Raw genomic sequence first — 14,982 nt, 5'->3', positions numbered from 1 at the left:
TTTTCTTGAAGACCTTCGAGCCCGTGCTCTAAAAAGGTTTGAACCCATTTGTTTACGCTAGTGCGGCTCACTTTTAGGTATTTGGCAATTTGTGTTCGAGATTGTCCATCTTTGAAATGAGCAAGAGCCAGTAATCTCATTTTCATCTGAATGGATTTTTGCTGACTGGCGAGCTTTTTAAAGTTGATATTATTAAGGCTATTCATGATGAATGACGGTAGTAGTTAAATAGCCTTAATTAGATCACATTTTTATTTAGATTGATATTACTCTATCGATACATTGAGTTAATGTCAGCCCTTATTGAAGTGGTGACTGACATTAGTATGGTTATGCTCAAGGGAGCATTAAGCTCGTTGAGAGGCTTTCATTTTAAGATGATGCTTTTCTTTGTCAGAAAGAAAAGCCATTTCTAATCCATTCATTTGTGCCTGATGAATTTGGGACGGAGTTAACCCTGCCTTATAAGCTGCAATATTATATTCATAGGGGAGCTCGATGCCTTCAACAGCAGGATCATCGGTGTTTAGACACGCTAAAATATCGTGCTCTAAAAATGATTTAATGGGATGTTGAATTAAGCTGTCAACAGTACTCGTTTGTATATTGGATGTTAGACATGACTCAATACCTATTTTCTGTTTAGCGAGATAATCCATTAAGCTAGGGTCATGAATCGCTTTTACGCCATGTCCAATACGTGTTGCACCTAGTTCTCGTATAGCTTGCCACATACTTTCTGGCCCCGCAGCTTCTCCAGCATGTACTGTGACATGTAAATTGGCATCTCGGACTTGTTTAAAGTGTGTAACAAAGAGTTCGCCAGGTTGCCCTAATTCATCTCCAGCTAGATCGACTGCAACGAAGTGTTCTTTATGGCTGAGAATCGCATTAAGTTCTTGTTGACAAGCTTCTGTACCAAAAGTTCGGCTCATGATGCCGATAAGATTAACTGAAATGTCAAAATCCCGAATTCCAGCTTTTACTCCGTCGATAACGGCTTCTACAACCCCTTGGGGGGGAAGGTTATGTTTCATCGCCATATAGTAAGGGGAAAAGCGTAGTTCCGCATAGTCTATTTGTGCATTCACTAAGTCTTCCACATTTTCATAAGCGATGCGTCGGCAAGCGTTAAGATCACCTAACACAGCTACTCCCCAATCGAGTTTAGCAAGAAAAGCGACCAATGATGGTTCGGCTTCTACTATTTGTACGTGCGGCGTTAGCGCTTCTATGTTATCAGCAGGGAGGGCGATATTGAATTGTTTGCCTAAGTCTAGAATGGTTTGAGTACGAATATTACCGTCTAGATGGCGATGCAGATCAGTCAATGGGATATTTTTCGTTATCATTATCTTCTTCCAAGTCGAAATCTGTATTAAGTATAAAAATCAAAATTGACCCTGTCAGTATGAGTTATCGATAAATAGGCTAATTTGACGGATCTCTTTCTATTCATTACGGATTATGTTGATGAATATAACCTCAACATAGTTCTTTCAGCTTACGAGTCAGCGTATTACGGCCCCAACCTAAAACTTTTGCAGCCTCTTGTTTGTGGCCATTGGTATGATGTAAGGCGACTTCTAATAGAATTCGCTCAAATTCCGGTTGTGCGAGTGTAAGAAGTTCAGTTTGTCCCGCTGAGAGTGCTGCTTTGGCCCAATTTTCTAATTGCTTTTGCCAGCTATCCGTACCTTCTTGTTCGAAGGAGGGCTTTTCCGCTAGTAATTCAGGAGGGAAATCATTCGGTAGTACTTCTGTTCCGCTGGCCATCACTGTCAACCAGCGACACATATTTTCTAATTGTCTTACATTTCCAGGCCATTCTAGACGGTTAAGTATCTCAATACTTTTAGGATGTAGCGTTTTCATCTCTACACCTAGTTCTGTTGCCGCAAGTGCAAGGAAGTGTTTTGTTAACTTTTCAATATCTTGACGACGTTCTCTCAGTGCTGGAATCTGAATACGTATGACATTCAGTCGATGAAAGAGATCTTCACGAAATTTGCCTTGGTGTACGAGTTTTTCAAGATGTTGGTGTGTAGCGGCAACAATTCGTACATCGACTTTGATCGCTGAATGGCCGCCAACGCGATAAAACTGACCATCGGCTAAAACACGCAAGAGACGAGTTTGTATATCAAGAGGCATATCACCGATTTCATCTAAGAAAAGTGTACCGCCATTAGCTTGTTCAAATCGACCTTGTCGTACATGGTTAGCACCTGTAAAAGCCCCTTTTTCATGCCCAAATAATTCAGATTCAATTAAATCTTTTGGAATGGCGGCCATATTTAAAGCGATGAATGGTTTTTGGGCTCTAGGACTATGTCGGTGTAACGCATGGGCGACTAACTCTTTGCCTGTTCCTGATTCTCCATTAATTAATACTGATATTGAAGAGCGGGAAAGACGTCCGATAGCACGAAAAACTTCTTGCATTGCAGGAGCTTCACCGATGATTTCAGGGGCATGGTAGGGGATGTTTTGCTGTTTTGAGTGTTCTTTACGTTGTTCATAACTATGAGCAATTGCACGCTCAGCTAAAGTAACAGCTTCGTCAACATCAAAGGGCTTCGCCAAGTATTCAAAAGCACCTTTTTGATAGGCATTTACGGCTGCATCAAGGTCTGAATGAGCGGTCATGATGATGACAGGAAGTTCAGGTGTACGAGAGTGAATTTGATTGAGCAGTTCAATACCATCAATACCAGGCATGCGAATATCTGAAATCAATACATCGGGAGTTTCCCGTTCTAATGCCATGAGAACACTTTCTGCATCAGTAAACGTCTCACATTTTATATTGGCCGATGATAGGGTTTTTTCCATCACCCAGCGTATAGCGCTGTCATCATCGACAACCCAGACATATCCTTTACTCATGACTTTCTCCCCGAACAGCCGCTTATTATTAGTGATAATTTAAATAGGCAAATAAATAGTGAATGTGGTTCTTCCAGGCCAACTTTCGACTTCAATTTTCCCATTGTGTTGATCGATAAGGTTTTGTGAAATGGATAACCCAAGCCCGGTTCCTCCTTCTCGGCCACTCACCATGGGATAAAAAAGCGTATCTTGTAGTTCTAATGGAATACCTGGCCCATTATCAATAATCTCAATTCTGGCAACCAGTTTATGTCGTTGGCCATGAATATTCGCTTGGTGAACCGTTCGGGTACGTAGCGTAATGTGACCATTGGGTTGTTGGGATAAAATTTGTGCGGCATTACTGACGATATTGAGTAGTGCTTGTTCAATTTGGTCGGTATCCATTAATAATTCAGGTAGACTTGGATCGTAGTCACGTTCAATCGTTAATGTGTTTTTAGTATCGAGCGTTACCAACTGGCGAACTTTTTCTAGGATGAGGTGTAAATTTTCGAGTTTTTTCTTCCCCGGTTTTTGTGGGCCAAGTAAGCGATCGACTAATGTTCTTAAACGGTCAGCTTGCTCAATAATAATGTGTGTGTATTCTACTAAACTCGGGTCTGGTAGCATTCGCTCCAGTAGTTGAGCCGCTCCGCGTAATCCTCCTAGTGGGTTTTTTATTTCATGGGCGAGGCTTCGAACCAACAGCTTGGCGGCCTGTTGCTGGGCGTGTTGGTTAAGTTCTTGGGTCAGTCGTCGTTGCTGGCCGATTTTCCTCATTTCAACCAATAACATTAGCTCTTTTTTCCAAGTTAATGGACTAACCGTTACTTCTAGCATCAACGGTTTTCCATCCACCACAAAAGTGACATCACTATCGGTAATGCTCTGCCCACTTTGTAGTGGTTGCGATAATAATGCCAAGTCCATCGAGGCATGTTGAACAAGCTTGGATAAGGGTTGGTTGATGATGCGCTTCGCACTTTGGGCAAACAGTTGTTCTGCGGCAGGGTTGGCGTAACGGACGCACAAGGTTTCATCCAGCATCAATGTGGCGGTTACAATATGATTTAATATTGTTGCACTTAATTCTGCACTCACAAGTCACCCTGTTTTATCTGTCTTTGCACTAATTTGGTGCATTAGCTTAACCAGTATGGCGCAACGAAACATAAAAACAAAGTGTGATGCTCAACGCTGGAAGAAATTTCTTCTTTAACTCACTAATTAACTGAGGCGCGATGTAAATGTACCGTTACAACTTTTGATGATGCAATAATCTTGCCGTTTGTTAGTGCTTGGATCATAAAAAGATGAGTTCCTCGATCGATGTTTTTTAGTTCCCATCGAGGTTGCGTGGTTGGTGCACCGTAAGGCTTATTGTTCATCAGTAATTGTAAGTGCTCGCTTACTTTTAACATTCTATTTAATTTTATCTCGATATCTATTTCTCCCTTATTGCTGCGAATGGTTTGTTCTTGAGTTGGATGGATGATGTCGATCGTTAATTCAGGTAGCGGGATTGGTTTTTTTTCTATGACAGATTCTTCTGTTGGCGGATTGATGGGAACCGGCTCTTCAAATTTTGGATCGGGAGCTGCAGCGTCATAATCTGGAAGAGAGATCGTTTGAGCTGTTGAATCTTGTGGAAAATCGCTGAAGTGCACTACGCCATGTTCATCCTCCCAAACATATGCGTTTCCGGCATAAGTATTTAGAGTAAATAAAAGGATAAACAGTAAATAAACTCTGGAAGACCATTTCATAACTCACCTCAATATGAGCGCGTTAAGTAAGGGAAGCGTAAGACGTAAGAGTGTCCTAGTATGTAACCATCATGTTAAATCGAAGCGAGTTAAACCCCAATAGAGAAAAGGCCCGCCTGCGAGGCGAGCCTAAATTTATTGTGCAAAAAGAATGGTTTTCCACAAAATGAGATTTATACCGAATAGTAAAGTTCAAACTCGAGTGGATGAACGGCCATGTTAATACGTTCAACATCTTTTAATTTCAGATGGATATAAGAGTCGATGAAGTCATCGGAGAAAACACCCCCAGCAGTAAGGAATTCTCGATCTTCATTTAGATTCTGTAATGCCTGCTGTAATGATTCTGCAACCGTTGGAATTTCTGCTGCTTCTTCTGCAGGAAGATCGTATAAGTCTTTATCCATGGCATCGCCTGGGTGGATCTTATTTTTGATGCCATCAAGACCTGCCATAAGTAATGCAGCAAAAGCAAGGTATGGGTTTGCTGCAGGATCGGGGAAACGGACTTCTACGCGACGAGCTTTTGCGCTTGGTACAATAGGAATACGGATAGAAGCACTACGGTTACGTGCAGAGTAGGCCAGCATGACCGGAGCTTCAAAGCCAGGAACTAAACGCTTATAAGAGTTGGTGGATGGGTTGGTGAACGCATTCAGTGCACGAGCATGTTTGATGATACCACCAATGTAGTACAGTGCAGTTTCAGACAGACCGCCATATTTATCACCAGCAAAGAGGTTGACACCGTCTTTTGCCAGTGATTGGTGAACATGCATACCGCTGCCGTTATCACCGACTAAGGGTTTAGGCATGAAGGTTGCTGTTTTACCGAATGCATGAGCAACGTTATGAACCACGTACTTATAGATTTGGATTTCATCTGCTTTTGTGGTTAATGTATTGAAACGAGTAGCGATTTCATTTTGGCCTGCCGTGGCGACTTCGTGGTGGTGTGCTTCAACCACTAGCCCCATCTCTTCCATGATCAAACACATTGCACTACGAATGTCTTGCGATGAGTCAACTGGAGCGACTGGAAAATAACCACCTTTCACGCCTGGACGGTGGCCCTTGTTACCGTCTTCGTAGTCAGATCCGGTATTCCATGCGGCTTCGACGTCATCAATTTTAAAGAAAGAACCTGACATATTGGTTGCAAATTTGACATCATCAAACAGGAAGAATTCTGGTTCAGGCCCAACAAGAACCGTATCGGCAATTCCTGTTGAACGCATATAATCTTCCGCACGTTTAGCAATTGAGCGAGGATCGCGATCATAGCCTTGCATCGTTGCTGGCTCTAGAATGTCACAACGAATATTGACGGTGGCATCGTCTGTAAATGGATCAAGTACGGCAGATGAGGCGTCTGGCATCATGACCATGTCTGATTCATTGATACCTTTCCAGCCAGCAACGGATGAACCATCGAACATTTTTCCTTCTTCGAAGAAGTCTGCGTCGATTTGGTGAGCAGGAATTGAGATGTGTTGCTCTTTACCTTTCGTGTCGGTGAAGCGTAGGTCAACAAACTTAACTTCGTTTTCTTGGATCAGCGATAGAACGTTTTCTACTGACATCTTGGATAACCTCCAGTGTTAATAAAGCGGTTTGGGCTCGAATCAAAATGAAATCTGCATAGATTAATGCTTTTATTATGACTTAATCGATGCGATTTAATTACAGCGATAATCGTGCCAACTTATTAATGTCCATAAAATCAATTGATTGTGTGATTTTGTCTTATCTTGGTGCATACCAATGCACCGCTATGATCCACCAATGCACCAATTTGGTGCTTTTATGTCGTTGGTATGCACCAGTTTCTCGCAAAGACACTTCATTCAGCCGACTATTTGTGGTCTTGTCAATCTGGATTTGTCGTGTTTGATGAAGGTTTGTATTAAATGAAATTGGCGACTAATCTTTAACAAGATAAAATTGGCTGAGATAGATCACATTTTTCTAGGTTTTTTGCCAGAATCTGGTACATTATTGACCATTTTTTTAACCGAAATTTAGGCTACGTTTTTGCACTCCCGTAAAAATGAGCTCTTTGTGTAATAAGTGAAGCAAAACTCCATGGCTACTCCACAGATTGAAAAACTAAGAAATATCGCGATTATCGCGCACGTTGACCACGGCAAAACGACCTTGGTAGATAAACTACTCCAGCAGTCGGGTACGTTAGAGTCTCGTGGTGACATCGAAGAGCGAGTCATGGACTCGAACGATATCGAAAAAGAACGTGGTATCACCATCTTGGCAAAAAATACCGCAATTAACTGGAACGGTTATAGGATTAACATCGTTGATACTCCTGGACACGCTGACTTCGGTGGTGAAGTTGAGCGTATTATGTCTATGGTAGATTGCGTTTGCTTAATCGTTGATGCCGTTGATGGCCCAATGCCACAAACTCGTTTTGTGACACAAAAAGCCTTTGCTCATGGCTTAAAGCCGATTGTCGTTATCAATAAAATTGACCGTCCTGGCGCGCGTCCTGATTGGGTTATGGATCAAGTGTTTGATCTCTTTGATAACCTAGGAGCAAGTGATGAGCAACTGGATTTCCAAGTGGTTTATGCTTCAGCATTAAATGGCTGGGCGACCTTGGAAGAAGGCGAAACTGGCGAAAATATGGAGCCCTTGTTCCAAGCGATTGTGGATAATGTTGAGCCTCCACAAGTTGATCTTGATGGCCCATTACAAATGCAGATCTCTCAGCTCGATTACAGCTCATATGTTGGCGTTATCGGTGTGGGGCGTGTTACGCGTGGTACAGTTAAAGCCAATCAACAAGTCACCATTGTTTCTGCTGATGGTAAAAAACGGAATGGTAAAGTTGGTACGGTATTGGGTTATCTTGGTTTGCAACGTTCAGAAACCGAACAAGCGACAGCGGGTGATATCGTTGCGATTACGGGGCTGGGTGAACTAAAAATTTCTGATACGATCTGTGATGTGAATGCAGTGGAAGCGCTAAAACCATTGAGTGTTGATGAGCCGACTGTGACTATGACCTTCCAAGTCAACACCTCACCATTTGCCGGTAAAGAAGGCAAATTTGTGACTTCACGTAATATTCTAGAACGTTTGGAAAAAGAATTGGTGCACAACGTAGCACTGCGTGTAGAGCAAACCGATGATCCAGATAAATTCCGTGTTTCTGGCCGTGGTGAATTGCATCTTTCGATTTTAATCGAGAATATGCGTCGTGAAGGCTTTGAATTGGCTGTTTCTCGTCCGGAAGTTATTTTGAAAGAAGAGAATGGTCAACTGATGGAACCGTTTGAAACGGTGACGATTGATGTCATGGAAGAGCATCAAGGCGGTATCATGGAGAAAATTGGCTTACGTAAAGGTGAGCTAAAAGATATGTCTCCAGATGGTAAAGGCCGAGTTCGTCTAGATTTTATCATGCCTTCACGTGGTTTGATTGGTTTCCAAACCGAGTTTATGACCCTCACTTCAGGTTCGGGTTTGCTTTATCATACTTTTGATCACTATGGCCCACATAAAGGTGGTGATATTGGTCAGCGTATGAATGGTGTTTTGATCTCAAATGCGACAGGTAAAGCGTTAACCTACGCTTTGTTTAATCTACAAGAGCGTGGCCGTCTATTTACTGAGCATGCGGATGAAGTGTATGAAGGTCAGATCGTGGGAATTCATAACCGTTCAAACGATTTAACCGTTAACTGTCTGAAAGGTAAGCAACTGACTAACGTTCGTGCATCAGGAACTGATGAAGCTCAAGTGTTGACTCCAGCGATTAAATACACGCTTGAACAAGCTTTAGAGTTTATTGATGACGACGAGTTGGTTGAAGTTACACCGAAAAGTATCCGTATTCGTAAGAAACACCTGACTGAAAACGATCGTAAACGTGCGGCGCGTGATAATAAATAATCACTATACCCAAACAACTTGAAGTGGCAGGTAGGCGGTAAGTGAGTGAACTCCCGTGAGCATAGACAGGCGATGTGATTGGGGTGAACGAACATAGCCACCCCCTGTAGCTTCAAGTAGGAAAGGTATAAATGGGATTATTTAGCCCTTGGCTGTAATGGTTAAGGGCTTTTTTATTTTTTAAGGTAAGCTAGCTTATCTAGATGAGGTGTTTTCACGGTTTTTTAGTAGAATCTTCGGACGAATGAGGGATGGATAAAGGGATAAATATGCAATTAAAGCCCGTTGTTAAGCATGGCCTGCACTTTGGTCGCTACGTACTTAACCGAATGGATCATGATCGAATCAACGTCAGTGCCGGATATTTAGCTTATATTACTTTGCTATCTATTGTGCCGATGTTGACCGTTCTTCTCTCCGTACTTTCCTCATTTACGATTTTTGATAATGTGGGTGATATCATTCAGGACTTTGTGATCACTCACTTTGTTCCTGCTGCTGGTGATGCCGTCAGTCAAGCATTGCTCGAATTTGTCAGTAATACCGGGAAAATGACGGCGGTGGGTGGTGCTTTTTTATTTATCGCAGCGCTAATGCTTATCTCCAATATTGATAAAAATTTGAATTATATTTGGCGAGTCCGTAATAAACGGCGGCCGATCTTTTCTTTTTCTATCTATTGGATGATTTTAACCTTAGGCCCAATATTGGTTGGTACGAGTATTGCTGTCACCTCTTATATTACGTCATTAAAGCTACTCGACAGTGAAGCGCTTAGTGGTGTGTTTAATTTTTTCTTACGACGGTTGCCTTTTTTGCTTTCCCTATTTGCTTTTATTGGGCTTTATGTATTAGTACCCAATAAAAAGGTTCGTTTTGCTCATGCTTTATCAGGGGCGTTTGTTGCGGCCATTTTATTTGAGTTAAGTAAAAAAGCCTTTGCGGTTTATATCACGCAATTTCCCTCTTATCAGTTGATCTATGGCGCATTAGCGGCTATCCCCATTTTATTCGTTTGGGTGTATTTATGTTGGTTGATCGTACTCGTGGGGGCGGAAGTCACGGCTGCTCTTGGTGAAAGCGAGCGATGGAGGCAAACGACGAACATGGTAGACTCTTCAGCCCGATTAGAAAAGAAACCAGGAGAAGTGGATAGTGATCGCATTGATTCAACGAGTGAGTGAGGCGTCCGTGAAGGTCGATGGAGAAATTGTTGGTCAGATTGGACAAGGCTTATTGGTACTATTAGGGGTTGAACGGGATGATTGTGAGGCGAAAGCTAAACGTCTTGTTGAGCGGGTAACTCGCTATCGGGTCTTTGAAGATGAGGCCGGGAAAATGAACTTAAGCGTTCAGGATGTGGCGGGAAGTCTCTTAGTCGTTTCTCAATTTACTCTACCAGCCGATACCAAAAAAGGGACACGCGCTGGTTTTTCTCGTGGTGCTGCCCCCGAGCAAGCGGAGCATCTGTATAATTATTTTTCGGATTTATGTGTCACGATGCTACCGACACAACGTGGACGCTTTGCACAAGATATGAAAGTATCACTGATTAATGATGGCCCCGTAACCTTTTGGTTACAGGTTTAGCCGACGCGTATTTTTACGCGCTTTGGAAGGGAATCTATGTTTAAACTTATTACGCCAAAAACAGAGAATCAGCTCAACAAGTATTACTATTTTCGTTGGCAGATGCTGCGTGAGCCTTGGCGAATGCCGATAGGATCGGAACGCGATGAATATGACGTGATGAGCCACCATCGAATGATTGTTGATGGGCGAGGGCGACCGATGGCGATTGGCCGTTTATATATTACTCCAGATTGTGAAGGGCAAATTCGGTATATGGCGGTTAAGTCGAGTCGTCGTAATAAAGGCATGGGCTCATTACTATTGATTGCGCTTGAGTCGCTTGCTCAACAAGAGGGAGCCAAACGGCTAGTCTGTAATGCTCGCGAAGATGCCATTGCCTTTTATACCAAAAATGGTTTTGAGCGGCGAGGTGCATTGACCGATGAACGTGGCCCGGTACGTCATCAGCAAATGGTAAAAACGCTCGATCCCATGGCCAATGTCATTCGCACACCAGAATGGTGCAGTGAGTTACAAGAACGTTGGGCGGAACATATCCCGATCAGTGAAAAAATGGGGATTAAAGTACAGCAATATACCGGATATCAATTTCAGTGTAGTGCTCAGCTTAACCCGAATTTAAATCCGCATAATACCTTATTTGCAGGGTCTGCGTTTACATTAGCCACGTTGACCGGGTGGGGAATGGCTTGGTTGTTGATGCGAGAGCGGGATTTACATGGTGATATTGTGCTTGTCGATAGCCGAATTCGTTATCATTATCCAATCGTGCATAATCCAGTGGCTTCAACCTCTCTTGATGAAATAAGCGGTGATTTGGATCGTCTAGCTTCTGGCCGTAAAGCGCGTATTGTGGTGAAAGTGTATATTCGTAGCGGCAATACTGAAGCGGTTGAATTTACCGGGACTTATATGTTGATTCCCGATTACCTTAGTATCATTGAACAGGCTCGTCAGAATGGATAGCCGAGCAGTTTGGAACTGACTGACTGTGTTGTTGACGACGTAATAGATCAAAACGGATAAGCTGACATTTTTGCTCTAAAGTTAGCTCAAATTTCCCTTGTTGTGGGGCTAGCAAATCCAGTTCTCCAGAGAGTTTGGCCGATAAGGCTGGGCCAAGCAATGTTGATTCAGGTAAGACAATTCTACCTCGATCTGCTTGTAAGTGAAGGTTATCGAGTTGAAATGGCTGAATCGTGAGCGTGTTCTGTTGCTGAAATGAGAGGAGCCCTGAGCGTAAGCTGGCTTGTATCTCGCCATCTAAAGAGTGACTTAACATGGCATAATCACCAGATAATCCATGAAGTTGCAAATCAATATCCGCGAAAGCATCCAGTTTAAAAGGCAACATGTTCCAAGTATTGAACAGCGTTAAGGGAATACTGTCAGTATGCAGTTCGATAGACCACGGTGCGCTAGGTTGCGTAAAATGCCAACTGCCAACCAAATCAATGTATCCTTGTGTTAAGGGGAAAAAAGCACGCTTGATTTGCCAATCGCCCTGCTGGCTTTGCATTTCTATGATGGCTTGTGTCGTAATAAGGTCGGCGACGCTGGCGCTGTTGGTGCTGAGAGTCAGTTGGCCATTCCATAGTCCCCACTGATGTTGTTTCACCACTTCTAGGTTGTTGCCTTCAATATTAAGCCCTGATAACTGCCAAATGGGCTGGGTTGCTAGTTGAATAATCTGTAGATTACTCCCACTTAGTTGCTCTAGGGTGATGTGTTCGATCTGAGCCAAGGCTGTCGGCCATTTTGGGATAGCAATCGCTTCATCAAGCCACTTGATGCCATTGAGTGTTAAGCGCTCCATGTTCAAATGGGTCGGAGAGAGTTGCCCAGTAAATTGTACATAGCCTTGCAATAGCTGTGAGCTGAATTCTTTAATATCGATACGTTGCGGGCTAAGTGTAAGCTGAAAGGCTGGCTCAATCCATTCGAGTTGTTGCCATTCAATCTTATCGGCATTTAGTGACAGATAAGCCGCTTCTTGCTGCCAAACTGAATGTGGTAAAACGATATTCTCAAGGGATAAGTTGAAATTTTCTATCTCGATATCTTGGAAAGCAAGATGGCTCTGTAAGATATCTAGGCTATTAATATGGTGCAGATAGCGCGTGATCGCTGGCCAGTAAGATTGTAAAGCATTAATCGTATTACCCGTTAGGTTGAGTTGGTTGATCGTGGTGTTTATCAGTGACCACCCCGTTGGGTACTGTTCTGCTTGGCCAGATACTTGGGATCCATTCCATTCAAATGAAGCCCCATAAATGGTGCTATCCTGCGGTCGATAGTTAGCATCAACCAGTAGTGTTTTTATGGTTTCGCCTTGCCAATCAAGCTGCTTGGCGGTGAGTTGCAGTGCTCCATAGGGAAGCCATTGATCTCTTGCTAGCCACTGGGGGTGTTTGATTTGTAAGTTGACACCTTGTGCGATGAACCCATGCCCAGCCACCTCAATATTTTGTAGCGCTAAATGGGCGATTGTCCAATGAGTGAGAGGGAAGTTAACGGGGCGTTCAGAGGTAAAGTTTCCTCCTTGAATTAGCAGACTATCCACCTGCCATTTACCATTTTCCATAATTTGAGGATTGAGCCAAATATCAAGTTGCTCAAGGGAGAGGCTGTGTTCCTCAAGAGTAATTGTCGGATGAGATAAACGAAAGTGCAGTGGATAGTGGTATTCAACACGGCTAAAGGTCAGGCGTCCCGGCCATAACTGGGAGGTTAACCACTGAACGCTGGGAGTCAAATAGCGGGTATACAACAGGGCAAAGATAAGTGAAATAACTATCAACACTAGTGTGAAACATCCGATTCCTAATGCGACTATTTTTTTCATTTGTCCCTAATTTATATTTCACCTTCAACCGAGATAAGCTTGGAGCAAATCTTGTTTTGCTTCAACTAAAAAAGCCCCTCATTAAGGGGCTTTGCTAGTGAGTTATCACAATTAATCTAATTGTGGCCCTGCAGAAACCAGAGCTTTACCTTCGGCGTTGTCGGTATATTTCTCAAAGTTATTGATGAAACGAGAGGCAAGATCTTTCGCTTTGCTTTCCCATTGTAGTGGGTCAACATAAGTATCACGAGGATCCAGAATCGCAGGATCAACCCCCGGTAATGAGGTTGGAACTTCCAAATTAAAGATTGGAATTTGCTTGGTTTCTGATTTTTCGATAGAACCATCAAGGATCGCATCAATAATGCCGCGTGTATCTTTAATCGAAATGCGTTTACCAGAACCATTCCAGCCGGTATTGACCAAGTAAGCTTCTGCGCCAGCCGCTTCCATTCGTTTCACCAGCACTTCAGCATATTTGGTTGGATGCAAGGTTAAAAATGCAGCCCCAAAGCAGGCTGAGAATGTTGGTGTTGGCTCAGTAATTCCGCGTTCAGTACCCGCTAGTTTTGCTGTAAAACCGGATAAGAAATGGTACTTGGTTTGTTCGGGCGTTAATTTAGAGACCGGTGGTAACACACCAAAGGCATCTGCTGAAAGGAAGATAACTTTATTGGCATGGCCACCTTTTGATACGGGTTTAACGATGTTTTCGATATGGTAAATGGGGTAAGAAACACGGGTGTTTTCTGTTTTCGAACCGTCATCAAAGTCAATCGAACCATCGCCACGTACCGTCACGTTTTCTAAGAGTGCATCACGGCGAATCGCATTATAAATATCAGGCTCGGCTTCTTTAGAGAGTTTGATGGTTTTTGCGTAACATCCCCCCTCGAAGTTAAAGACCCCATCATCATCCCAACCATGTTCATCATCACCAATTAAGGCGCGTTTAGGGTCGGTTGAAAGCGTTGTTTTACCTGTACCAGAGAGGCCGAAGAAAATCGCCACATCACCGTCTTTGCCCATATTGGCAGAGCAGTGCATTGAAGCTATCCCTTTTAATGGCAGGAAGTAGTTCATCATGGCGAACATACCTTTTTTCATTTCGCCACCGTACCAAGTGCCTCCAATCAGCTGCATTTTCTCAGTCAGGTTAAAAACTGTGAAGTTTTCAGAGTTTAATCCATGCTCTTGCCATTTATCATTCGTGCACTTGGCACCGTTCATCACCACAAAGTCTGGGGTAAAGTTGGCTAATTCATCGTCCGATGGACGGATGAACATGTTTTTGACAAAGTGAGCTTGCCAAGCCACTTCGGTAATGAAGCGCACACACAAACGAGTGTCGGCATTAGCACCACAATAGCCATCTAGGACAAATAAGCGTTTATTTGATAATTGTTTGGAAACTAAAGATTTTAGTTCGTTCCAAACAGTTTGATTAATGGGTTTGTTATCGTTTTTGGCTTGTTCAGAGGTCCACCAAAGCGTGTCACGAGTCGTGTCGTCTTTGACAATGAACTTGTCTTTCGGTGAGCGGCCAGTAAAGACGCCCGTATCAACAGCCACGGCTCCCAGTTCGGTGACCACGCCTTTTTCGTAGCCTTCCAAATCTGCGCGAGTTTCCTCGTTGTATAACTGGTCATAGCTCGGGTTGCGAATAACTTCAACCGCATCGATTATGCCATACTGGGTAAGATCTAATTGTGCAGCCTTGTTTTGTTCCATCACAGTCATAGGTGCTCCTTAATTAGGATTTTGTAGGGATTTTGTAAAAAAATGTAATTGTTATCTGTCCACCATGCTAGCAACGGGGTAGGTAAAAAACAGGGAGCTAGCTCAAAGATTGTCCATGCTTTACTCGAGGTTTTATGTAACCCGTCACAGATATAGGCTTTCGTTATTCTATCTTGTGCACAAAGCGTTGTGCTAGAGCAAAAAATTAATATTCATTAGAAAGTAAGTATGGTGTACGGTGGCGGTACT

12 protein-coding genes are annotated in these 14,982 nt (G+C 43.1%); 4 read left to right on the top strand and 8 right to left on the bottom strand.

Annotated features, from left to right (window positions below):
- From CAG57_RS12650 to glnA, 6 genes are all read right to left on the bottom strand, one after another.
- On the bottom strand, positions 1 to 146 hold a 146-nt coding region (locus CAG57_RS12650; RefSeq protein ID WP_443083797.1), incomplete at its 3' end, for a helix-turn-helix domain-containing protein.
- 201 nt (positions 147 to 347) lie between these two features.
- Positions 348 to 1,352 carry an adenosine deaminase gene (add, locus tag CAG57_RS12645; RefSeq protein WP_161427295.1) on the bottom strand — a complete coding sequence of 335 codons (1,005 nt, stop codon included), beginning with the start codon at positions 1,350 to 1,352 and terminating at the stop codon, positions 348 to 350.
- A 133-nt stretch (positions 1,353 to 1,485) separates the two neighbouring features.
- Positions 1,486 to 2,889: a nitrogen regulation protein NR(I) gene (glnG, locus tag CAG57_RS12640; protein ID WP_099610212.1), complete on the bottom strand. Its 1,404-nt coding sequence runs from the start codon at positions 2,887 to 2,889 to the stop codon at positions 1,486 to 1,488.
- Between the two features lie 39 nt (positions 2,890 to 2,928).
- A complete protein-coding gene (glnL, locus tag CAG57_RS12635; RefSeq protein ID WP_161427294.1) occupies positions 2,929 to 3,975 on the bottom strand; it encodes a nitrogen regulation protein NR(II) in 1,047 nt (348 codons plus the stop codon).
- A gap of 122 nt (positions 3,976 to 4,097) precedes the next feature.
- Positions 4,098 to 4,640: a DUF4124 domain-containing protein gene (locus tag CAG57_RS12630; protein ID WP_161430919.1), complete on the bottom strand. Its 543-nt coding sequence runs from the start codon at positions 4,638 to 4,640 to the stop codon at positions 4,098 to 4,100.
- Positions 4,641 to 4,813: 173 nt separating this feature from the next.
- Positions 4,814 to 6,223: a glutamate--ammonia ligase gene (gene glnA / locus CAG57_RS12625; protein ID WP_161427900.1), complete on the bottom strand. Its 1,410-nt coding sequence runs from the start codon at positions 6,221 to 6,223 to the stop codon at positions 4,814 to 4,816.
- A gap of 502 nt (positions 6,224 to 6,725) precedes the next feature.
- Between glnA and typA the strand changes: the two genes are divergently transcribed.
- The 4 genes from typA to CAG57_RS12605 all read left to right on the top strand — a co-directional run bounded on the left by typA (position 6,726) and on the right by CAG57_RS12605 (position 11,114).
- Positions 6,726 to 8,555, top strand: coding sequence for a translational GTPase TypA (typA, locus tag CAG57_RS12620; protein WP_099610216.1), 1,830 nt, complete (start codon positions 6,726 to 6,728; stop codon positions 8,553 to 8,555).
- Between the two features lie 269 nt (positions 8,556 to 8,824).
- Complete coding sequence (locus CAG57_RS12615) at positions 8,825 to 9,739, top strand: virulence factor BrkB family protein (protein WP_161427904.1); 915 nt, start codon at positions 8,825 to 8,827, stop codon at positions 9,737 to 9,739.
- On the top strand, positions 9,711 to 10,145 hold the full coding sequence (gene dtd / locus CAG57_RS12610; RefSeq protein ID WP_099610217.1) for a D-aminoacyl-tRNA deacylase: 435 nt from the start codon (positions 9,711 to 9,713) through the stop codon (positions 10,143 to 10,145). Before CAG57_RS12615 ends, dtd begins: the two co-directional genes overlap by 29 nt.
- 36 nt (positions 10,146 to 10,181) lie before the next feature.
- Complete coding sequence (locus CAG57_RS12605) at positions 10,182 to 11,114, top strand: bifunctional GNAT family N-acetyltransferase/hotdog fold thioesterase (RefSeq protein WP_099610218.1); 933 nt, start codon at positions 10,182 to 10,184, stop codon at positions 11,112 to 11,114.
- Here CAG57_RS12605 and CAG57_RS12600 read toward each other — a convergent pair.
- Positions 11,086 to 12,993, bottom strand: coding sequence for an AsmA family protein (locus CAG57_RS12600; RefSeq protein WP_161427899.1), 1,908 nt, complete (start codon positions 12,991 to 12,993; stop codon positions 11,086 to 11,088). The two genes, CAG57_RS12605 and CAG57_RS12600, sit on opposite strands and share 29 nt — an antisense overlap.
- A gap of 111 nt (positions 12,994 to 13,104) precedes the next feature.
- Complete coding sequence (gene pckA / locus CAG57_RS12595) at positions 13,105 to 14,733, bottom strand: phosphoenolpyruvate carboxykinase (ATP) (RefSeq protein ID WP_161427898.1); 1,629 nt, start codon at positions 14,731 to 14,733, stop codon at positions 13,105 to 13,107.
- Positions 14,734 to 14,982 lie beyond the last annotated feature (249 nt).

Origin of the sequence: Vibrio sp. V30_P3S12P165 (assembly GCF_009904905.1) — a bacterium.
In the GTDB taxonomy this organism is placed as follows: domain Bacteria; phylum Pseudomonadota; class Gammaproteobacteria; order Enterobacterales; family Vibrionaceae; genus Vibrio; species Vibrio fujianensis.
Note: the sequence above shows the minus strand (reverse complement) of the source record. Positions and strands in the feature narration are given on the sequence as shown.

What these genes read in the sequence shown, in the direction of transcription:
- add (WP_161427295.1), bottom strand. Translation starts at nt 1,352, where the DNA reads ATGATAACGAAAAATATCCCATTGACTGATCTGCATCGCCATCTAGAC.
- CAG57_RS12600 (WP_161427899.1), bottom strand. Translation starts at nt 12,993, where the DNA reads ATGAAAAAAATAGTCGCATTAGGAATCGGATGTTTCACACTAGTGTTG.
- CAG57_RS12615 (WP_161427904.1), top strand. Translation starts at nt 8,825, where the DNA reads ATGCAATTAAAGCCCGTTGTTAAGCATGGCCTGCACTTTGGTCGCTAC.
- glnG (WP_099610212.1), bottom strand. Translation starts at nt 2,889, where the DNA reads ATGAGTAAAGGATATGTCTGGGTTGTCGATGATGACAGCGCTATACGC.
- pckA (WP_161427898.1), bottom strand. Translation starts at nt 14,733, where the DNA reads ATGACTGTGATGGAACAAAACAAGGCTGCACAATTAGATCTTACCCAG.
- CAG57_RS12630 (WP_161430919.1), bottom strand. Translation starts at nt 4,640, where the DNA reads ATGAAATGGTCTTCCAGAGTTTATTTACTGTTTATCCTTTTATTTACT.
- typA (WP_099610216.1), top strand. Translation starts at nt 6,726, where the DNA reads ATGGCTACTCCACAGATTGAAAAACTAAGAAATATCGCGATTATCGCG.
- glnA (WP_161427900.1), bottom strand. Translation starts at nt 6,223, where the DNA reads ATGTCAGTAGAAAACGTTCTATCGCTGATCCAAGAAAACGAAGTTAAG.
- CAG57_RS12605 (WP_099610218.1), top strand. Translation starts at nt 10,182, where the DNA reads ATGTTTAAACTTATTACGCCAAAAACAGAGAATCAGCTCAACAAGTAT.